The organism is Pseudomonas sp. W5-36, from assembly GCF_046540455.1.
Lineage (GTDB): Bacteria > Pseudomonadota > Gammaproteobacteria > Pseudomonadales > Pseudomonadaceae > Aquipseudomonas > Aquipseudomonas graminis_B.
The window spans coordinates 464,885-484,164 of record NZ_JAXCIQ010000004.1; the positions used below are offsets into that span (position 1 = coordinate 464,885).

The following is a 19,280-nucleotide window of genomic DNA, read 5'->3' on the forward strand; positions in this document are numbered from 1 at the left end:
ATGATTCCCGAACTCGGCCATCTGGCCATGATTTTGGCCCTGTGCTTCGCCATCGTGCAGGCCATCGTGCCGCTGATGGGCGCCTGGCGCGGCGACCGCCTGTGGATGAGCCTCGCCCAGCCCGCCGCATGGGGGCAGTTTGCCTTTCTGGTGTTTGCCTTTGGCTGCCTGACCCACGCGTTCATGGTTGATGACTTTTCCGTGGCCTACGTCACCGAAAACTCCAACAGCGCGCTGCCCTGGTACTACAAGTTCAGCGCCGTGTGGGGGGCGCACGAAGGCTCGTTGCTGCTCTGGGCGCTGATCCTCGGTGGCTGGACCTTCGCCGTGTCGATCTTTTCCCGGCAATTGCCCCAGGTCATGCTCGCCCGTGTCCTGGCCGTGATGGGCATGATCAGCGTTGGCTTTCTGCTGTTTCTGATCCTCACCTCCAACCCGTTCAGCCGCATCCTGCCGCAGATTCCCCAGGACGGGCGCGACCTCAACCCGTTGCTGCAAGACATTGGCCTGATCGTTCACCCGCCGATGCTGTACATGGGTTATGTCGGTTTTTCCGTGGCGTTTGCCTTCGCCATCGCCGCGTTGCTTGGCGGTCGTCTTGATGCAGCGTGGGCGCGGTGGTCGCGGCCGTGGACCATCGTCGCCTGGGCCTTCCTCGGCGTTGGCATCACCCTGGGTTCGTGGTGGGCCTATTACGAATTGGGCTGGGGCGGCTGGTGGTTCTGGGACCCGGTGGAAAACGCCTCGTTCATGCCATGGCTAGTGGGCACGGCGCTGATTCACTCGCTGGCGGTCACCGAAAAGCGCGGCGTGTTCAAAAGCTGGACTGTGCTGCTGGCCATTGCGGCGTTTTCGTTGAGCCTGCTGGGCACCTTCCTGGTGCGCTCCGGCGTGCTGACGTCGGTGCATGCCTTCGCCTCCGACCCGGCCCGTGGCGTGTTCATCCTGATCTTTCTGCTGATGGTGGTCGGCGGCTCACTGACCCTGTTCGCCCTCCGCGCGCCAGTGGTGAAGAGCCATGTCGGTTTTGGCCTGTGGTCGCGGGAAACCTTGCTGCTGGGCAATAACCTGGTGCTGGTGGTGGCCGCGTCCATGATTCTGCTCGGCACCCTGTACCCGCTGGTGCTGGATGCCCTGAGCGGGGCGAAGATGTCGGTCGGCCCGCCGTATTTCAATGCGTTGTTTGTGCCGCTGATGGGCTTGCTCATGGCGGTGATGGCGGTGGGCGTGCTGGTGCGATGGAAGGACACGCCGGTCAAATGGCTGCTGAGCATGCTCGCGCCGGTGTTGGTGGGCAGCGCGGTGCTGGCGGTGATCGCCGGTTTCGCCATGGCCGACTTCCACTGGGCGGTGCTTGCCACCTATTTGCTCGCGGCCTGGGTGCTGCTGGCCGGCGTGCGCGACCTGTTCGACAAGACGCGGCACAAAGGCCTGCTTAAAGGCATGCGTTCGCTGACCCGCAGTTACTGGGGCATGCAAGTGGCGCACCTCGGCATCGCGGTGCTGGCGCTGGGCGTGGTGCTGTCCAGCCAGAACAGCGCGGAACGTGACCTGCGCATGGCCCCCGGAGAATCGGTGGACCTGGGCGGCTACACGTTTGTGTTCGAGGGCGCTCAGCATTATCAGGGCCCGAATTTCACCTCCGATCGCGGCACCCTTCGCGTGCTGGAAGACGGCAAGGAAATCACTGTGCTGCACCCGGAAAAACGCCTGTACACCGTGCAGCGCTCGATGATGACCGAGGCCGGCATCGACGCCGGTTTTACCCGCGATCTGTACGTGGCGCTGGGCGAACCGCTGGAAAACGGCGCGTGGGCGGTGCGTGTCCACGTCAAGCCGTTCGTGCGCTGGATCTGGTTTGGCGGGTTGATCACCGCGCTGGGCGGGGTGCTGGCGGCGCTGGATAAACGATATCGCGTCAAAGTCCGCGCGAAAGTGCGCGACGCGCTGGGCATGACGGGAGCGGCGGTATGAAGCGCTGGATGTTGCTGGCGCCGCTGGTGTTGTTTCTCGGCATGGCGGGGTTGCTGTACCGGGGTTTGTATCTGGATCCATCGGAACTGCCGTCGGCGCTGATCGGCAAACCCTTCCCTGAGTTCAGCCTGCCCGCGGTGCAGGACGGCAAGCCGCTGACCCGCGCCGACCTGCTTGGCAAACCGGCACTGGTTAACGTCTGGGGCACCTGGTGCGTGGCCTGCCGCGTCGAGCACCCGGTGCTGACCAAGCTGGCGCAACAGGGCGTGGTGATCTACGGCGTCAACTACAAGGACGTTAATGCCGAGGCGCAGAAGTGGCTCAAGGCGTTTCACGACCCGTATCAGCTGAACATCAACGATGAGGCCGGCAGCCTGGGGTTGAATCTGGGTGTGTATGGCGCGCCGGAGACCTTTTTGATCGATGCCAAGGGTGTCATTCGCTACAAGCATGTCGGCGTGATCGACGAGACGGTCTGGCGCGAGAAGCTGGCGGGCCAGTATCAGGCGCTGGTGGATGAGGGCAAGCCATGATCAGGCGCGATGATGTGCCGGCTGGTCGGGCCTCTTCGCGAGCAAGCTCGCTCCCACAGGGGTTCGGCGGTGTGTCTGCTGGCTTGCTCCTCAAGGGAGTGCGGCGATGGGCTGCTGCTGCGGTGTTGGCGCTGGGTTTTGCAGGTGTTGCTCAGGCGGCCATTGACGCTTATACCTTCAAGGACGACGCCGAGCGTGCCCGCTATACCGAGCTGACCCGCGAGCTGCGCTGCCCGAAATGCCAGAATCAGGACATCGCCGATTCCAATGCGCCCATCGCCGCAGACCTGCGCAAAGAGATCTACCGCATGCTCGGCGAAGGCCAGAGCAATCAGCAGATCATCGATTTCATGGTCGATCGCTACGGCGAGTTTGTGCGCTACAAGCCCGAGCTCAATGCCCACACCTGGCTCCTCTGGTTCGGCCCGGCCGGGCTGCTGGCGGTTGGCGGGGTGTTGATTGGTGTGATTGTCGTGCGCCGGCGCCGCTCAGGCCGCGAAGACGCCGACGTGCTTTCCGACGAGGAGCGTCAGCGCCTCGCCCACTTGCTGGATAAGAACCGCGAATGATCGATTTCTGGATGGCCGCCGGCCTGCTGTTGCTGGTGGCCCTGAGTTTTCTGCTGATCCCTGTGGTGCGCGGCCGTCGCGCACAAACTGAAGAAGATCGCACCGCCCTCAACGTCGCCTTGTATCAGGAGCGCATCGCCGAGCTGCAAGCGCAGCAGGAGGAGGGCGTGCTCTCGGTGGCGCAACTGGACGGCGGTCGTGCCGAGGCTGCCCGTGAATTGCTCGCCGACACCGAAGGCGTGGAGGGCGAGCGGGTTTCGCGCCTGGGCAAGCCGCTGCCGCTGCTCGCCGCGATTCTGGTCCCGGTATTGGCGTTGGGCCTGTATCTGCACTTCGGCGCGTCGGACAAGGTCGAGCTGACCCGGGAGTTCTCCCAGCCACCGGGTTCGCTGGCGCAGATGACCGAGCGGCTGGAGCGTGCGGTCAAGGCGCAGCCGGATTCCGCCGAGAGCGCGTACTTCCTTGCGCGGACCTACATGGCCCAGGATCGCCCGGCCGATGCCGCGCGGATGTTCGAGCGCGCGTCCAAGCTGGCCGGCCGTCAGCCCGAACTGCTGGGGCAGTGGGCACAGGCGCTGTATTTCGCTGGCAACAAGGCCTGGAGCCCGCAGATTCAGGGGATTGCCGAAGAAGCGCTGAAGCTCAATCCCAAGGAAGTCACCAGCCTGGGCTTGATGGGCATCAACGCGTTTGAAAGTCAGCAGTTTGATCAGGCAGTCAGTTACTGGACGCGTTTGCTGGCCGTGTTGCCGCCGGACGATCCCTCCCGTGGGGCGCTGGAAGGCGGGATCAAACGCGCCCGTGACAAGCTCGTGCAAAGCGGCGGCAAGCTGGAAGACACCCAGCCGTTGGCGGTGCAGGCCGCACGCATGAAGGTGCGTGTCACGCTGTCTGAGGCGTTGAAAGCCAAGGTCCAGCCGGGCGACACGGTGTTTGTGTTCGCCCGCGCGGTGTCAGGCCCGCCGGCGCCGCTGGCGGTCAAGCGCGTGACCGTGGCCGACTTGCCGGTGGAGGTCGAGCTGAGCGACGCCGACGCGATGATGCCGCAGCTGAAACTGTCGAACTTTGCCGAAGTCCAACTCGTGGCCCGGGTGTCCCGCGCCGGTCAACCTACGGCGGGCGAATGGATCGGCCGCAGCCAGCCGTTGCCGAGCAATGTGACGGCGCTGCAGACCCTGACCATCGACAGCCCTGATCAGTAATCTCCGTTAACGCAGCGAGTAGAGAGCCCTTATGTATCGCGTCGCCCGTTTTGCCTTGTTGAGTCTGGTGGCGGGATTGACCGCAGCCTGTGCGGTGCAGCATCCAGGGCCGCAGAGTTCCGAACCGATCCCGACCGTTCCCGGTCCGTCGCCGACGCCGCAGCCCGGCACCCCGCGCACTGCGCCGCAGACACCGCCGTCGACGCCGATCCCTGCGCCCGGCCCGAAAACCTCTTCGCACTTCGCGCCGCCGCCGGGTGGCAACAGTCACTGGGATGCGCGTCTGGGTGTGCATGTGCTGGATAACGTGCCGAACACGTTCTATCGCCAGCGCACGTACTACCGCTGGAATGATGGCTGGACCTGGTCGACTTCGCCAAGTGGCCCGTGGCAAGAGACCGATGCCAGCGGTGTGCCGCCTGGGTTGAGTAAGCAGTTCGGGAATTGAGTCTTGCTGCGACAAGATTAAGAGCGTCTGCCCCTAGGCAGACGCTCTTGATCTTGGCGTACTAAGCCGGAGGCCTTACTTGGCCGGGTAGATCTGATCAAACACCCCACCATCGTTGAAGTGGGTCTTCTGCACGGTGCGCCAGTCGCCGAAGGTTTTTTCCACTGACAGGAAATCCACTTTCGGGAAGCGGTCGGTGTATTTGGCCAGCACTGCCGGGTCCCGTGGGCGCAGGTAATTGTTGGCCGCGATTTCCTGGCCTTCTGGCGACCACAGGTACTTCAGGTATTCCTCGGCCACCGCGCGGGTGCCTTTCTTGTCGACCACTTTGTCGACCACGCTCACCGGCGGTTCAGCCTCGGCGGAGACGCTCGGGTAGACCACTTCGAACTGATCGCGACCAAATTCGCGGGCGATCATCTCCGCTTCGTTTTCGAAGGTCACCAGCACGTCGCCGATGTGGTTGGTCATGAACGTGGTGGTCGCGCCACGGCCACCGGTGTCGAGGACGGGCACATGGCTGAACAACTCGCCGACGAACTTCTTGGCCGCCGTTTCATCGCCACCCTTCTTCAGCGTATAGCCCCACGCCGACAGGTAGGTGTAGCGGCCGTTGCCGGAGGTTTTCGGGTTGGGCACCACGACTTCAACGCCCTCCTTGACCAGGTCCGGCCAGTCCTTCAACGCCTTCGGGTTGCCCTTGCGCACGATGAACACCGTGGCCGAGGTAAACGGCGCGCTGTTGTTCGGGAGGCGAGTGACCCAGTCCTTGGGCACGAGCTCGCCGTTGTCGGCCAGCGCGTTGATGTCAGTGGCCATGTTCATGGTGATGACATCGGCCGGCAGTCCGTCGATCACCGAACGCGCCTGTTTGCTCGACCCGCCAAAGGACATCTGAATCGTCGGGCTTTCCTGACGCTCGGCGTTCCAGTGCTTCTGGAAGGCTGCGTTGTAGTCCTTATAGAAATCGCGCATCACGTCATACGACACGTTGAGCAGCGATGGCGCGGCGGCCTGTGCAGCGCTGCCCAGAGCCAGTCCTGCGGCGAGCAGGGAAGCGGCGAAGATCTTTTTCACTGTGGATTCCTTGTGGCGTTGAGCATGAGGCGTTTATCGATTCGCTCTTGAAAGAGCCGTTGTTAGAACCAGACGAGATGGCCAATGGCTGGCGACTATAACCAAAGTCGCCAGCCCCCCAATAGATCAAAAACTCATGTGCTTATGTCGGGTTCTGCATTGGCCGGTCCAGCGATCGCGCCGAGCTTGGGAAACAGCGCATTGCCGCAGCGCGAACAGAACGCCGCGTTAGGCTCATGGGCGTTCTTTGCGCAGACCGGGCAGTCGTGCTGCAGCTGATCGCCGCGCATGGCATTGGCCAGTTCGGCGGTGAAAATCCCGGTGGGCACGGCGATGATCGAGTAACCGGTGATCATCACCAGCGACGAGAGGATCTGCCCGATCGGTGTTCTCGGCACGATGTCGCCAAAGCCCACCGTGGTCAGCGTGACGATCGCCCAGTAGATGCCCTTGGGAATACTGGTGAAGCCGTGCTCCGGGCCTTCGACGACGTACATCAAGGTGCCGAACACCGTCACCAGCGTCGACACGGTGGCGAGAAACACGATGATCTTCTGTTTGCTGCCACGCAGGGCGGCGAGCAGGTAGTTGGCTTGTTTCAGATAAGGGCTGAGCTTGAGCACGCGGAAGATCCGCAGCATGCGCACCACGCGGACGATCAGCAGGTACTGCGCGTCGCTGTAATAGATCGCCAGAATGCCCGGCACGATCGCCAGCAGGTCGATCAGGCCGTAGAAGCTGAACGCGTATTTGAGGGGTTTGGGCGAGCAGTACAGGCGCACCAGGTACTCGACCGCGAAGATGAAGGTGAAGGTCCACTCGACCCAGGCCAATGGCGCGGCGTAATTGCGGTGCACGGCCTCGATGCTGTCGATGATCGCCACGAGCAAGCTGCAGAGGATGAGCACCAGCAGAATCTTGTCGAAGCGTCGGCCGGGTTTGGTGTCACTTTGAAAAACGATGATGCGTAGCTGTTCGCGCCAGCTGATGTTGCTGTCCATGGGATCGTTCCGCGTGCAAGGTCGGCAGAGCGTGGGACAAAGCGCTCAGGAGCGCAACCTGTGAGGCGTCGCACCGCACATCTGATGGGGCTCCCACCGGCCTCTTCCCGGCTGAAGCCGGTCCTACGAAAACATCGCGTACCCCAAGGACCGGCTTCAGCCGGGAAGGCGTCAGTCGCTTAAACCCGAAACTGCTTCAACAACCCATTCAACTGCTCACTCAACCCCTTGAGCTGATGGCTCGCCGCGCTGGACTGTTCCGCCGCCACCGCCGTGCTCTGGGAGAGTTGTGCGGCCTGGGTGACGTTCTGGTTGATGTCTTCCACCACGTGGGATTGCTCAAGGGTGGCGCTGGCGATCGAGGCGTTGAGGCCGTTGAGGTTGCGCAGTGCCTGGCTGATCGACGTCAGGCTCTGGCCGGCCAGGTTGGCCTGTTCGATGGTCAGCTGCGACGAACGACTGCTGTCAGCGATCACTTTCACTGCAGCGTCCGAATGGGCTTGCAGGCGCTCGATCATCGCCTGAATCTCCGCCGTGGATTTCTGCGTGCGCTGGGCCAGCAGGCGGACTTCGTCTGCGACCACGGCGAAGCCTCGGCCCTGATCACCGGCGCGGGCGGCTTCGATGGCGGCGTTGAGCGCCAGCAGGTTGGTCTGCTCGGCAATCGAGCTGATCACCTCCAGCACCCCGCCGATCTGCGTGCTTTCGCTGGCCAGCGTGCGAATCACTTCCACAGCCTGATCGATGGTGCCGGACAGGTGCCCGATCTGCTTCAGGCTGCTGTCGATGTTGGCCTGGCCCTGCTGCGCCTGGGACTCGGCGTTGCGCATCTCGCTGGCGGCGTGCTCGGCGTTCTTCGCCACGTCCTGCACGCCATAAGTGACCTCATTGACCGCCGTCGCCACCTGTTCCATCTGCAACGACTGCTGCTGGCTGCGCTCCTGGGCCTGGATGGCATTGCTGCCCAGCTCACTGGATGCCTGGCCGAGACCGACCGCAGACGACTGCAGCTCGCTGACCACCCGCCGCAGTTTGGCAGTGAACGCATTGAAGTGCCGGGCCAGTTGCGTGACTTCGTCGTTGCCCTGGGTTTCCAGGGTGCGGGTCAGGTCGCTTTCGCCGCTGGCGATATTGGCCATCGCTTCGACCGTGGCCTTGAGCGGGCCGGCGATGCTGCGTGCGATCAGAATCAACAGCAGCGCCATGACCAGAAAAATGCCGGCACTGATCGACAGTGCCTTGACCACCTGCTTGTAGAACTCGCCCTGCACGTCATCGATGTAAACGCCTGAGCCGATGATCCAGCCCCACGGCGCGAACAGCGAGATGTAGGAGGTCTTGCCGACTGCGTCAGTGGCGCCGGGCTTGGGCCAGCGATAGTTGACCATGCCCGCGCCTTTGGCCTTGGCCAGGGTGACCATCTCGTTGAAGACCTGGAAACCGTCCGGGTCTTTGATGCCGGACAGGTCCTGGCCCACCAGCTTGGGATTGGCCGGGTGCATGATCATCACCGGGCGCAGGTCATTGATCCAGAAGTAGTCGGTCTGGTTATAGCGCAGCCCGCGAATGGCATCCATGGCCTGCTGCTGCGCCTGCTCGCGGGTCAGGCTGCCGGCGGTTTCCAGGCCATGGTAGTAATCAAGCAGGCCACTGGCGGTCTGCACCACGTGCATGGTCTTGACGGTTTTGGCTTCGTACAGATCGTCATGGATCTGCTTGAGCATCGCCGCTGCCAGCGTAAACAACATCACCACCGCGACGATGAGAATCAACCACAGGCGCCGGCTGATGGAAAGATTGCGCATGTTCATGATCGTCACTCCGTTTCGTTGTTCTTTTTATTGGGTCTGGCGTCTTGGGCAGCGCGCCAGTCAAACTGGTTGCGGGACAGCGGATCGATGACCGTCAAACGACAGACAGAGGACGCGGTGTCATTAAGCGTCTCGGCTTGTTTGTGACAAACGTGAGAGCGGTGCAGGGATATATCTGCAATGGTAGTTATCAAAGCCAAATAAGCTGTAAGAAATGCCTTCGCCTGACGTCAGATCCGATACAGGTATAGCGAAAGGCTTACACGAGCTGAGGAACTTGGCTCTAGGTTGAAACACTTCGGCGCGGTACATTGGATCCATCAACTGCAGCAACGGACCGCTGCAGGATCAAGGATGATCGACCGTTGCCAGGCATTGGCGGCCAACAGGAAGTTGGACGGTGTTGCACAAACCCGCTTCGGCGGGTTTTTTATTGCCCGCGATTTGGCGAACGCCCTTTTGTACCCATTCATTTACCGAATCTGTACAGCGTTTCGACCAAATGTTGCTTCCCGATGGAATTTCCTGCGCTCGCGCCGCTCACAGTACGGACTACACCCGAGTCCAGGACAGGGCCGGCCGGGCAGGCATGGGAAATAATTATTGTGGATGTGGCGCAAATGGCAGCAGACGTACCGAACAAGAGACTCATTCTGGTGGTTGAGGACGAGCAAATCATTCGCGAGTTTGTTTGCGAAATCCTCCAGGACGAAGATTTTATGACCTATGCGCTGGAGACTGCCGACGAGGCTGCGACGTACCTCGAGAGCAACTCCGACGACGTGGCGCTCCTTCTCACCGATATCCTCATGCCGGGTCAGTTGAACGGTGCCGATCTGGCGAACCTGTCGGGCAACAAGTATCCGCACATCCCGATCCTGATCATGTCAGGTCACGAGACCCCCGAGAGTTCTGGCGTCGTGCACCCGGTCGTGTTCATTCGCAAGCCCTGGAGTTTCGGCCAGCTTTTACAAGGCGTTAACAAGGCCTTGGGCTACGACAAGCACGAAAGCCTGTGACCCTCAGCGGTCCGGCTCACACCCTTTGAGCACCAGCCGGATGATGGTCTGGGCGGCCGCTTCGTAATCAGCGTCGTCCAGGGTCGCTTTGCCCGTCACTGTTGAGATCTGCCAGTCGAAATCGGCGTAGGTCTGGGTCGCAGCCCAGATGCTGAACATCAGATGATGGGGGTCGATCGGTGCGATCAGGCCGTCATCGATCCAGCCCTGGATGCACTCTATATTGTGCCTGGCCTGACCATTCAACTGGTCAACCTGCTCGGGGGTCAGGTGCGGCGCGCCGTGCATGATCTCGCTGGCGAACACTTTGGAAGCGAAAGGCAGGTCGCGGGAGATGCGGATCTTCGAGCGGATGTAGCTTGTCAGCACTTCAGCCGGCACCCCCTCACGATTGAATGGCGTCGACGCCTGCATGATCGGCTCGATGATGCTTTCGAGCACCTCTCGGTACAGGTTGTCCTTCGATTTGAAGTAGTAATAGACGTTGGGCTTGGGCACACCCGCCTTGGCGGCGATGTCGCTGGTCTTGCTGGCAGCGAATCCTTTATCGGCAAATTCTTCACTGGCTGCGCGCAGGATCAGTTCTTTGTTGCGCTCGCGGATGCTGCTCATAAACCGGTATGTCCTTGCCTGCTCGGCGGTGGCGAATGTTAGCACCGGCCTCGCAGCAGGCTCAACATTGCCACTGCTGTGCAACTACAACCCCTTTGTCCACCGGCTTTGTCACTGGCGCGACGGCGTGCCGGTGGTATTGTGTGGCGGGTTGCATCGGGAGCAGTAGCAGAAGGGCAGTAACAGAACGGGCGCCTTATCAAGGCTGAACGCGTATTCGGTGGCGAGGTGTCGGCAGCATGAACAGCCCATTGTTTTCCAGCGTCGTTGCGTATGCCCAGCATTGCGAGCGACAGCTGGTGGAAATCCTGCACCGCCGGCCAACGCTCGACCGGCAGCAGGTCATGACCTGGGTCGACGAGCAGAGTCATGCGATGAAGGACCGTGATCCCCTCGACCTGTTGCGCTCACTCAACGCGAGGGTGCGAGCGGGCAAGCCGCTGCCGTGGGAAGGGCACTCCTGAGCGGGTGCTGTCAGCAGGGCTGGAGTGGCTGAAAGTGGCGGATCAGAGACCTTTGGTGTCTGATCCGCTGCGCCTCAGGTCGACAAGGATCTTGCCGGTCGACCATTGATCGGCAGCAGATCAACGCTTCGTTAGAAGAATACTTTTACCAGCAAACTGGCGGTGTTCTGATCGGTGTCGAAAGAGCGCGTGTCGTTGATGCCGTACTTGTTGCTCCAGTAGTCGTACTCGACGCCCACATACAACTGCCGGTCCGGAAGATTGAGCGCCTTGCCCAGGTCGTATTTGATCTGCGGGTTGAAGTGCAGGTTGGAGTGGTAATCACCTTTGCTGTTGGACTGTTTGTTGTCCACGACCCAGTCCATGAAACCGTCGATGAGAATGTCGGACTTGCCCACCGGGATCGTGTAGGACCAGACCGGGGTAATCTGCCAGGCACCGTAACCGGCGCGGTGGCCGTCGGTGTAACGCTTGTAGAAGTTCAGCTGGAAGTAATCAAAGCCAGGCACTTTCAAGTCAAAACCCGGACCGATCAGGTACGACTCGACATCCCCTTCGCCAAACTCGTACGTCGTCGCCAACAACACGTCAGTGATCGGCCCCAGCTGAAACTTCTGATCGAAGATCTTGCCCATGGACAGGCGAGGGGAGATCTCCCCGTACGTCGAGGCGTTGCCCAGGCTGCCGTCTTTTTTGCCGTTGTAGTTGATGTAATCGAGGAAGACGAAGTTATCGCCGTATTTCCAGCCATCGGCATGTTCGTAGGTGAACGTCTGCTGGTTCTCAGGGTTCACGGCGAAGTTCTTGCCGTAGAGATAAGTCAGGCTGTTGCTCTGCCACTGCAGCAGATCACCCGACATGGCCGGCGCCGCGGCAAGCAGGCTGCTGGCGGCCATCAGGCTGGAAAGCGTGCGGTTCATGTAAATACTCCCTTGGATTGACGTCGTGGTTTTTTGCGAACTGACGCTCTGTTATGGCGCCTTGGTTTTAATCTACTAAGTTGTCTGTTTGGTCAGCTTCGAGTTGATAGCAAGAGCTGAGCCAACACCTTGAAAAAAGACGAAAAAGCCCCGCCGGCTGTTTAAAGAACAGTCGATGGGTCGTTTTATCGATGCCGTTTGGAAGAGGCACGGGCTGATCGGAGAGTTGTCCGGCCAGTCAGGTCAGTTGCAGTGTTGTTATTGGAGTGAATTCGAGCGGCGGCGGAGGATACTGACTCGCGCGGCAGTGCTCAAGTGCTCTGTCACAGCGCACTCCCGTCGAAAACAGGGCAACCCCTCAGTGTGGATGCAACGGTCCGGCCATCACCGCACGATCGGCACCGCCGAGCACGTTAAACAGCAGGTTCAATAGCACGGCACTCAGCGTCGCCATGGCGATGCCGCTGTGGGTGATCGGGCCCATTCACTGCGGCAGCTGGCTGAAGAACTCCGGCCGCACCACCGGGATCAGGCCCATGCCGATGCTCACCGCGACCAGCAGCTGGTTGCGCCGATCGGAGATGTCCGCTTCCTGGAGGATCTTGATCCCGGTGGCGGCGACCATGCCGAACATCGCAATGGCCGCGCCGCCCAATACGGCAGGCGGAATCGAGGCCACCAGATAGGCCGCTTTCGGCAGCAGGCTGAGCACGATGAGAAACCCGCCCGCGACAATGGTCACCGAGCGGCAGCGTACACCGGTCATCTGCACCAGGCCGATGTTCTGCGCAAACGAGGAGTGGGTGAAGGTGTTGAGAAAGCCCGCAAGAAACGAGGCGGCCGCATTGCACAGCAGGCCCCGGCGCAGCATGCCGGGCGTGACGTCGCGGTCGGTGATCTTGCCCAGGGCGAGGAACATCCCCGTGGATTCGACAAAGATGATCACCACCACCAGGCACATCGACAGGATCGGCGCGAGGCTGAATTGCGGCATGCCGAAGTGCAGGGGCGTGACCACTTTCAGCCATTCGGCCTGACCCAGTCCACTGAGGTCGACCATGCCGATGAAGCCGGAGAGGATGTAGCCCAGGCCCATGCCGATCAGCACCGAGATGTTCACCCAGAACCCGCGCATGAATCGGTTGATCAGCAGGATGGTCAACAACACCAGCGCAGCGACGCCGAGGTACACCGGGGCGCCGAAGCTCACCGCCTTGCTGCCGCCGCCGGCCCAGTTGACCGCCACCGGGAACAACGACAGGCCGATGGAGGTGATCACCGTGCCGGTCACCAGCGGCGGGAAGAAGCGCACGATTTTCGACATGAACGGTGCGATCAGCATGCCGAAGAAGCCCGCCGCGATGGTCGCGCCGAAGATCCCCGGCAGGCCGACGCCGCTCATACCGGCCATCGCCACCATGCTGCCGACGGCGGCGAAACTGGCGCCCATCATGATCGGCATGCGAATTCCCAGCGGACCGATGCCGAGGGACTGCACCACCGTGGCAATGCCGGCGACCAGCAGGTCAGCGTTGATCAGGAAGGCGATGTCTTCCCGGGAAAGCCCGGCGGCTTGACCGATGATCAGCGGCACTGCAACGGCACCGCCGTACATCAACAGGACGTGTTGCAGGCCCACCAGAATCAGTTGCAGCAAGGGCAGGGGCTGTCGTGGCGGCGCGGCATGGATGCGCGCGTGAGTTGACTCGGACATGCAACACCTCATTTGTTCTTATTTTGGGGTTGAAGCTTTGAATCGGTAGAGGCGACAAGCTTCAAGCGGCAAGCCTCAAGCTAAAGCCGATCGCGTACTGCTTCTGACTTGTGGCTTGCCGCTTGAAGCTTGCAGCTGCTTAGTTCGTCTGCGCCCCCTTATCAATCCATTGCCCCAGCAGGTAACGTTCCTGTTGGGTCATCTGGGTGATGTTGCCCAGCGGCATGATCTGCGCGGTTACGGCCTGGGCCTGGATGCGCGGGGCGAGTTGCTGGATCTGTTGCGGCGTGTCGAACATGATTCCGGCCGGCGCGCTGCTGAACAGCGGGCTGGTGGGTTTGGCGGAGTGGCAGACGGTGCACCGTTCCTGAATCACGCTGTGGACTTTCTCGAAATCCACACCGCCACTGCTGGCCTGCGCGGGTTGCGCGGCAGCGGGGGCAGGTGCAGGCACAGTTTCAGGCGCAGCGGCGACAGGCGCTGGCGCGACCTCGGGCTTCGGCTCGTCGGCGCGATGACCGCCGATGGCCGTGCCCGGCAGCGGCTGGTACTGGATGTTCGCCGCCACGTCCGGGCTGCGAGATGTTTGCGCCGGGCCGGTGACGTACGCCAGACACATCATCCCCAACGCGCCGACCGGAAGGGCCCAGGCATATTTGTGGCTGTTGTGGCGGGTGTTGAAAAAGTGACGGACCAGCACCGCACACACCGCGATCCCGGCCAGGATCAGCCAGTTGTACTGACTGCCGTAGGTGCTCGGGAAGTGGTTGCTGATCATGATGAACAGCACCGGCAGGGTGAAGTAGTTGTTGTGCCGTGAACGCAGCAGGCCTTTGGCGGGCAGCGACGGGTCCGGCGTGCGGTTCTCGGCGATGGCGGCGACCAGCGCGCGCTGGGCCGGCATGATAATGCGCAGCACGTTGCCGACCATGATCGTGCCGATGATCGCACCCGTGTGCAGGTAAGCTGCTCGCCCGCTGAACACCTGGCTGAAGCCGAAGCAGGCCGCGATGACCAGCACGAACAGCACCAGGCCCAGCAGGACAGGGCGCTTGCCCAGCGGCGAATCGCAGAGGATGTCGTAGATCGTCCAGCTGGCGATCAATGAGCCGACGCCGATGGCGATGCCTGCGCCGCCGCTCAGCGTGCTGCCGGGTGCCAGCAGATAAAGGGTGGGGTTGGAATAGAACACGATGCACAGCAGCGCGACGCCCGACATCCAGGTCCAGTAGGCTTCCCATTTGAACCAGTGCAGGTCGTCCGGCATGGTCGGCGGGGCCAGTTTGTACTTTTCCAGGTGATAGATACCGCCGCCGTGAATCGCCCAGAGGTCGCCCGACAGACCCTCACGGGGGTTGGCGCGGTTGAGGTTGTTCTCCAGCCAGACGAAATAAAAGGACGCGCCGATCCAGGCGATCCCGACGATCATGTGAATCCAGCGCACGCCCAGATTCAGCCATTCCATCAGATGTGCAGCCACAGTCTTACCCTTTGCCTGCCACCCCTTGGCGGGTGGTCAGACCCTTCTTATAGTTGGGGATCGAGAACCATCTTCTGACTCTCTTCGAAGAAATGCTCATCGCAGTTATTGCCGTTGCCACTGCGATCAACCACCAGGAAGTCATCCCGCTTTTCGATCGTCAGCACCGGGTGGTGCCAGACGCCGCGATGGTAATTAACACCCTGCCTGCCATTGGTGATGAAGGCGCGGGTCAACTCGGGTTCAGGTGCATCGCCAAGTGGCGCGACCACGACCAGAAAAGGATGGCCGAGCAGCGGAATAAAGGCCTGGCTGCCCAGCGGATGGCGCTCCAGCATGCTGATAGTCAACGGCATGTTCAGCGCCTCGGCGCGGAAGATGCTGATGATCGCCTTGTCGTCCGGCGTGGCCGTTTCAACCTCGGCCAGACGGTGAAAGCGCATGGTCGAGCCGTTATTGATCATGAAATGATCGCTGCCCTCGGTTTCGATGACATCGCCAAACGGGGCGAAGGCTGCCTTGGTCAACGGCTCGATGATCAGTGTGCGCATGCGGGGTCTTCTTTCTCGTTATTCGTAAATGAAAACACTGTGGTCTTTGGTCTACGCAATCTTTTGTAGGAGCGTGGCTTGTCCCGCGATCTGGCGCGAAGCGTCAGCAAGACCGGCGCACGCGGGGTATCAGACAGAGCGCAGTTGCCGCTATTGCGACGACTTCGTCGCCGATCGCGGGACAAGCCACGCTCCCACAGGGTCTGGTGTTATTTCGCGACTTTGCCCAGCACCCGCAACCGGCTCACGCCACCATCCGGGAACACGTTCAGGCGGATGTGGGTAACCGGTCCCAGCGCCCTGATCTGCTCGACGAACGTGTGTTCGGCGTGCATTTCCAGCTTCTGGCTCGGCAGCAGTTCGCGCCAGAACAGGCTCTGGGTTTCGATCTGGCTGTCGGTGCCACCTTTGACGAACGCCGCCTGAATCGAGCAGCTGTCCGGGTAGTTGCCCTTGAAGTGCAGGGTGTCGACGACGATCTGCTCGACCTCACCGGCATGCCCCAGCGCCACGATCACCCAGTCATTGCCGGGGGTGCGGCGACGTGCGGTTTCCCAGCCGTCGCCCATGTTCACGCCACGGCCCGGGTTGAGGATGTTGCTCATGCGCCCGAAATGCTCGTCGGAGCAGGCCAGTGCACGGCCGCCATTCAGCGCCGCGACCAGGTCGATCTGCTCGTTGTCGCCTACTGCCGACCAGTCCCGGTGAGGCACGCCGTACACCCGCAGACGCGCCACGCCGCCGTCCGGGTAGATATTGAAACGCAAGTGGCTGTAGGCCTTGGCGTCCGCGATATCGTGGTAGTGGTGGCTGTCGCCCTTGAGCTCCACGGCCGGCAGCACTTCGGTCCACACGGTGTGCTCGTCCGGCTCGCCCGACGCCAGGAAGCACGCTTCCAGCGAGGCCGAGGGCGGGTAGTTGCCGGTGAAGAACGAGGTGTCGATGTCCACGCCCTTGATCGAACCAGCGACGCCCAGACGGATCACCGCACTGTCGTAACCTTCGAAGCGCTTGCGGCGCGACTCCCAGCCGTCCATCCACTTGCCGTTGTCGTCGAACACGCCTTCTTTCCAGACCGCAGGGGTCGGCTGGAACAGACGGTTGGCGTCGGCGAACCAGTCATCGGTGACGGACAGGATCTTCGTCCCCAGGCGCGCATCGGCCAGGTTGACGAACTTCTCGAAGGGTGCGGCGTAAGCTTTCATTCTTTTTGTCTGCCTTTGATAAGGGGCGTGGGAACGGTCGGTCAGAGGGCTTGCAGGCGGAACATCGCGATCTTGTTGATCTCGGCGAGGGCGCAGGCAAACTCGGCGTCTGCCGTGTTGTGAATGCGCGTCTCGAAGGCCGCGAGGATCTGATGCCGGTTGCTGCCTTTCACCGCCATGATGAAGGGGAACGCAAACGTCGCCTTGTAGGCGTCGTTCAGCTCGGTGAAGCGCTGAAACTCTTCGGCCGTGCATTGGTGGATACCGGCGCCAGCCTGTTCAGAGGTGCTGGCTTCGGTCAGTTGGCCTTGCACGGCGGCTTTGCCGGCAAGGTCCGGGTGGGCGTTGATCAACGCCAGTTGCGCGGCGTGATCGGCGCTCAACAGGATGTCGCTCATGCGTGCATGCAGCGTCTCGATATCATCGAGTTCGTGCAGATGGCCCCGGTCATAGGCCTGTTCGGCGACCCAAGGCGAGTGTTCGTAGATGTCGGCGAAGGTCTGGACGAAGGCTTCGCGGCTGAAGGAAGAGGGCGTCAGGGTCTGAAAACGGCTCATTCGGCAGCTCCGTTGAAGGGGTGAACCTGGTGCCAGTGCCGCGCGATCTCCACGCGACGGGCGAACCAGACCTGCTCGTGGCCTTTGACGTACTTAAGAAAACGCTGCAGCGCGGCCAGCCGGGCCGGGCGGCCAATCAAGCGGCAGTGCAAGCCGATCGAAAGCATTTTCGGCGCTTCGACCCCTTCGGCGTAGAGCACGTCGAAAGCGTCTTTCAGGTAATCGAAGAAGTCGTCGCCCTTGTTGAAACCCTGCACCTGGGTGAAGCGCATGTCGTTGGTGTCCAGGGTGTAGGGGATCACCAGATGCGGCTTGCCGGTGGAGTTATTCGGCTCCCAGTAGGGCAGGTCGTCGTCGTAGGTGTCGCAGTCGTAGAGAAAGCCGCCTTCTTCCATCACCAGCCGCCGGGTGTTCGGGCCGGTGCGCCCGGTGTACCACCCCAGCGGACGCTCGCCGGTGAGTTCGGTGAGGATGCGGATGGCTTCGAGCATGTGCTCGCGTTCCTGGGCCTCGTCCATGTTCTGATAGTCGATCCAGCGATAGCCGTGGCTGCAGATCTCATGGCCGGCGTCGACCATGGCGCGGATCACGTCCGGGTGACGCTGGGCGGCCATGGCCACCGCGAAAATGGTCAGCGGGATGTCGAATTGCCTGAACAGCTTGAGCACGCGCCACACGCCGGCGCGGCTGCCGTATTCGTAAAGCGATTCCATGCTCATGTTGCGCTGGCCCTGCAGCGGTTGCGCGGCGACCATCTCAGAGAGGAACGCCTCGGATTCCTTGTCGCCATGCAGAATGTTGCGCTCGCCGCCTTCCTCGTAATTGAGCACGAACGACAGCGCGATACGGGCGTTGCCTGGCCAGTGGGGATGGGGCGGGTTACTGCCGTAACCGATCAGGTCGCGTGGGTAGTCGGCGCTCACTGCGAGATTCCTTCTGTGCGTGTTGTCTGTTGCTGTGGCTGTCTGACATTGCAGGAACGATGCAGGGGACTGCCGTTGCGGTGAAAAGATTGTATACAACCTTGGCCGCATTTTGTAAGCCTGTTTTTCTTTTCTTGCGAAGGCTGGTGCTGCAAGAAACCTGCCTTGTTGGTCAGGATCTTTACAAAAACCCTAATAATTTCCTGACTCGGCTCTGAAATACGGGTTATGCAGACGCGACAAGCAAAACGGGCTATGGAACGATATCTATTGTGTACAATTTACGATCAAAGTGTCTTAATCGTTCATCTCCCGCACCCGCTGAGCCCTCAATTGGTGCGCGTACCTGATTTTCCACTTCTCAAGCGAGGCCCCGACAAGCATGGGACGACTGACCACACACGTATTGGACGCCGCTCACGGCTGCCCCGGCAGCTCCATTCACATCGTGCTTTACCGGGTTGAAGGCGAACGGCTGGAGAAAGTCGCCGACGCCGTCACTAACGCCGACGGTCGATGCGACGCGCCATTGTTGCAGGGCGATGATTACCGTTCAGGCGTCTACCAGTTGCAATTCCACGCAGGTGATTACTACCGCGCCAAAGGCGTTCAACTGCCCGACCCCGCGTTTCTTGATGTGGTCGTGCTGCGCTTCGGCATTGATGCGGCGCAGGACCACTATCACGTGCCACTGCTGATCTCGCCTTATAGTTATTCGACCTATCGCGGGAGCTAGGGCCGCCGCGCCTCGGATCATCGCCATGCCTATTGAGGAGACAATGCTGCATGACCACTCTTAAAATCACCGCAGGCGGGTATCAGTTTCTCGCCGAAACTCACCCCGATGCCCCGGAAACTGTCTCGGCGTTTCTCGCATTGCTGCCGTATCGTCAGAAGCTGATTCACGTGCGTTGGAGTGGCGAGGGATGCTGGGTGCCATTGGGTGAGTATCAACTTCTGAAGGGCGAGGAGCCCATCGGCTTCGAGAATCACACCAGCCATCCTTCCGTGGGTGACATTCTTTTCTACCCCGGCCCCTATAGCGAAACCGAGATTCTCGTGGCGTACGGCTCTTGCTGCTTTGCCAGCAAAATGGGGCAACTGGCGGGCAATCACTTTCTGACCATCGTGCAAGGCAAGGAAAACTTGCGCGCCCTGGGCGTGAAGACGTTATGGGAAGGGGCTCAAGAGATCGTATTCGAGCGGGCGTGAAGTTCGCG

At 61.2% G+C, this 19,280-nt stretch carries 19 protein-coding genes and 1 pseudogene; 9 read left to right on the forward strand and 11 right to left on the reverse strand.

Annotated features, from left to right (window positions below):
- The 5 genes from SLW74_RS10400 (at position 1) to SLW74_RS10420 (ending at position 4,726) form a co-directional block, all read left to right on the forward strand.
- Positions 1-1,974: a heme lyase CcmF/NrfE family subunit gene (locus SLW74_RS10400; protein ID WP_410928790.1), complete on the forward strand. Its 1,974-nt coding sequence runs from the start codon at positions 1-3 to the stop codon at positions 1,972-1,974.
- Positions 1,971-2,507, forward strand: a complete 537-nt coding sequence (locus tag SLW74_RS10405; protein ID WP_192130047.1) for a DsbE family thiol:disulfide interchange protein — start codon at positions 1,971-1,973, stop codon at positions 2,505-2,507. The genes SLW74_RS10400 and SLW74_RS10405 overlap by 4 nt, the downstream gene beginning before the upstream one ends.
- 98 nt (positions 2,508-2,605) lie before the next feature.
- Positions 2,606-3,076, forward strand: coding sequence for a cytochrome c-type biogenesis protein (locus SLW74_RS10410; RefSeq protein ID WP_410928823.1), 471 nt, complete (start codon positions 2,606-2,608; stop codon positions 3,074-3,076).
- A complete protein-coding gene (gene ccmI, locus SLW74_RS10415; RefSeq protein WP_410928791.1) occupies positions 3,073-4,278 on the forward strand; it encodes a c-type cytochrome biogenesis protein CcmI in 1,206 nt (401 codons plus the stop codon). The genes SLW74_RS10410 and ccmI overlap by 4 nt, the downstream gene beginning before the upstream one ends.
- Positions 4,279-4,309: 31 nt before the next feature.
- A complete protein-coding gene (locus tag SLW74_RS10420; RefSeq protein WP_410928792.1) occupies positions 4,310-4,726 on the forward strand; it encodes a hypothetical protein in 417 nt (138 codons plus the stop codon).
- A gap of 75 nt (positions 4,727-4,801) precedes the next feature.
- Here SLW74_RS10420 and SLW74_RS10425 read toward each other — a convergent pair whose 3' ends face one another.
- The 3 genes from SLW74_RS10425 to SLW74_RS10435 form a co-directional block, all read right to left on the reverse strand.
- Positions 4,802-5,803 carry a sulfate ABC transporter substrate-binding protein gene (locus tag SLW74_RS10425; RefSeq protein ID WP_410928793.1) on the reverse strand — a complete coding sequence of 334 codons (1,002 nt, stop codon included), beginning with the start codon at positions 5,801-5,803 and terminating at the stop codon, positions 4,802-4,804.
- A gap of 134 nt (positions 5,804-5,937) precedes the next feature.
- Positions 5,938-6,804: an ion transporter gene (locus SLW74_RS10430; protein ID WP_065988735.1), complete on the reverse strand. Its 867-nt coding sequence runs from the start codon at positions 6,802-6,804 to the stop codon at positions 5,938-5,940.
- A gap of 179 nt (positions 6,805-6,983) precedes the next feature.
- On the reverse strand, positions 6,984-8,615 hold the full coding sequence (locus SLW74_RS10435) for a methyl-accepting chemotaxis protein (RefSeq protein ID WP_410928794.1): 1,632 nt from the start codon (positions 8,613-8,615) through the stop codon (positions 6,984-6,986).
- A gap of 620 nt (positions 8,616-9,235) precedes the next feature.
- Here SLW74_RS10435 and SLW74_RS10440 point away from each other — a divergent pair.
- Positions 9,236-9,634: a response regulator gene (locus SLW74_RS10440; RefSeq protein ID WP_410928795.1), complete on the forward strand. Its 399-nt coding sequence runs from the start codon at positions 9,236-9,238 to the stop codon at positions 9,632-9,634.
- A gap of 3 nt (positions 9,635-9,637) precedes the next feature.
- Here the strand turns inward: SLW74_RS10440 and SLW74_RS10445 are convergent, their stop codons facing one another.
- Positions 9,638-10,246 (reverse strand): TetR/AcrR family transcriptional regulator, encoded by a 609-nt coding sequence (locus tag SLW74_RS10445; protein WP_192130053.1) that lies wholly within the window; start codon positions 10,244-10,246, stop codon positions 9,638-9,640.
- A 239-nt stretch (positions 10,247-10,485) separates the two neighbouring features.
- Between SLW74_RS10445 and SLW74_RS10450 the strand changes: the two genes are divergently transcribed.
- Positions 10,486-10,710, forward strand: a complete 225-nt coding sequence (locus tag SLW74_RS10450) for a hypothetical protein (RefSeq protein WP_065988731.1) — start codon at positions 10,486-10,488, stop codon at positions 10,708-10,710.
- A gap of 131 nt (positions 10,711-10,841) precedes the next feature.
- On the opposite strand, the gene SLW74_RS10455 is transcribed toward SLW74_RS10450, so the two are convergent.
- From SLW74_RS10455 to puuE, 7 genes and pseudogenes are all read right to left on the reverse strand, one after another.
- The gene (locus SLW74_RS10455; protein ID WP_296309577.1) at positions 10,842-11,630 is read right to left on the reverse strand and encodes a hypothetical protein; all 789 of its coding nucleotides are present in this window, start codon (positions 11,628-11,630) and stop codon (positions 10,842-10,844) included.
- A gap of 358 nt (positions 11,631-11,988) precedes the next feature.
- Positions 11,989-13,344 (reverse strand): annotated as a pseudogene (locus SLW74_RS10460) (nucleobase:cation symporter-2 family protein).
- Positions 13,345-13,483: 139 nt separating this feature from the next.
- Positions 13,484-14,824 (reverse strand): urate hydroxylase PuuD, encoded by a 1,341-nt coding sequence (locus SLW74_RS10465; RefSeq protein WP_410928796.1) that lies wholly within the window; start codon positions 14,822-14,824, stop codon positions 13,484-13,486.
- Between the two features lie 47 nt (positions 14,825-14,871).
- Positions 14,872-15,375: an ureidoglycolate lyase gene (locus tag SLW74_RS10470; protein ID WP_410928797.1), complete on the reverse strand. Its 504-nt coding sequence runs from the start codon at positions 15,373-15,375 to the stop codon at positions 14,872-14,874.
- Between the two features lie 209 nt (positions 15,376-15,584).
- A complete protein-coding gene (gene alc / locus SLW74_RS10475) occupies positions 15,585-16,580 on the reverse strand; it encodes an allantoicase (RefSeq protein ID WP_410928798.1) in 996 nt (331 codons plus the stop codon).
- A 41-nt stretch (positions 16,581-16,621) separates the two neighbouring features.
- On the reverse strand, positions 16,622-17,137 hold the full coding sequence (gene uraD / locus SLW74_RS10480; protein WP_192130058.1) for a 2-oxo-4-hydroxy-4-carboxy-5-ureidoimidazoline decarboxylase: 516 nt from the start codon (positions 17,135-17,137) through the stop codon (positions 16,622-16,624).
- Positions 17,134-18,060 (reverse strand): allantoinase PuuE, encoded by a 927-nt coding sequence (gene puuE / locus SLW74_RS10485; RefSeq protein WP_410928799.1) that lies wholly within the window; start codon positions 18,058-18,060, stop codon positions 17,134-17,136. The genes uraD and puuE overlap by 4 nt, the downstream gene beginning before the upstream one ends.
- Positions 18,061-18,442: 382 nt before the next feature.
- Here puuE and uraH point away from each other — a divergent pair, with 382 nt between their 5' ends.
- On the forward strand, positions 18,443-18,796 hold the full coding sequence (gene uraH, locus SLW74_RS10490; RefSeq protein WP_065988723.1) for a hydroxyisourate hydrolase: 354 nt from the start codon (positions 18,443-18,445) through the stop codon (positions 18,794-18,796).
- 50 nt (positions 18,797-18,846) lie between these two features.
- A complete protein-coding gene (locus tag SLW74_RS10495; RefSeq protein ID WP_065988722.1) occupies positions 18,847-19,272 on the forward strand; it encodes a DUF3830 family protein in 426 nt (141 codons plus the stop codon).
- Positions 19,273-19,280 lie beyond the last annotated feature (8 nt).

Excerpts from the sequence above, each read along its gene's own strand:
- SLW74_RS10400 (WP_410928790.1), top strand. The coding sequence starts at position 1 with ATGATTCCCGAACTCGGCCATCTGGCCATGATTTTGGCCCTGTGCTTC.
- SLW74_RS10405 (WP_192130047.1), top strand. The coding sequence starts at position 1,971 with ATGAAGCGCTGGATGTTGCTGGCGCCGCTGGTGTTGTTTCTCGGCATG.
- ccmI (WP_410928791.1), top strand. The coding sequence starts at position 3,073 with ATGATCGATTTCTGGATGGCCGCCGGCCTGCTGTTGCTGGTGGCCCTG.
- SLW74_RS10420 (WP_410928792.1), top strand. The coding sequence starts at position 4,310 with ATGTATCGCGTCGCCCGTTTTGCCTTGTTGAGTCTGGTGGCGGGATTG.
- SLW74_RS10430 (WP_065988735.1), bottom strand. The coding sequence starts at position 6,804 with ATGGACAGCAACATCAGCTGGCGCGAACAGCTACGCATCATCGTTTTT.
- SLW74_RS10435 (WP_410928794.1), bottom strand. The coding sequence starts at position 8,615 with ATGAACATGCGCAATCTTTCCATCAGCCGGCGCCTGTGGTTGATTCTC.
- SLW74_RS10440 (WP_410928795.1), top strand. The coding sequence starts at position 9,236 with ATGGCAGCAGACGTACCGAACAAGAGACTCATTCTGGTGGTTGAGGAC.
- SLW74_RS10445 (WP_192130053.1), bottom strand. The coding sequence starts at position 10,246 with ATGAGCAGCATCCGCGAGCGCAACAAAGAACTGATCCTGCGCGCAGCC.
- SLW74_RS10450 (WP_065988731.1), top strand. The coding sequence starts at position 10,486 with ATGAACAGCCCATTGTTTTCCAGCGTCGTTGCGTATGCCCAGCATTGC.
- SLW74_RS10455 (WP_296309577.1), bottom strand. The coding sequence starts at position 11,630 with ATGAACCGCACGCTTTCCAGCCTGATGGCCGCCAGCAGCCTGCTTGCC.
- SLW74_RS10470 (WP_410928797.1), bottom strand. The coding sequence starts at position 15,375 with ATGCGCACACTGATCATCGAGCCGTTGACCAAGGCAGCCTTCGCCCCG.
- alc (WP_410928798.1), bottom strand. The coding sequence starts at position 16,580 with ATGAAAGCTTACGCCGCACCCTTCGAGAAGTTCGTCAACCTGGCCGAT.
- uraD (WP_192130058.1), bottom strand. The coding sequence starts at position 17,137 with ATGAGCCGTTTTCAGACCCTGACGCCCTCTTCCTTCAGCCGCGAAGCC.
- uraH (WP_065988723.1), top strand. The coding sequence starts at position 18,443 with ATGGGACGACTGACCACACACGTATTGGACGCCGCTCACGGCTGCCCC.
- SLW74_RS10495 (WP_065988722.1), top strand. The coding sequence starts at position 18,847 with ATGACCACTCTTAAAATCACCGCAGGCGGGTATCAGTTTCTCGCCGAA.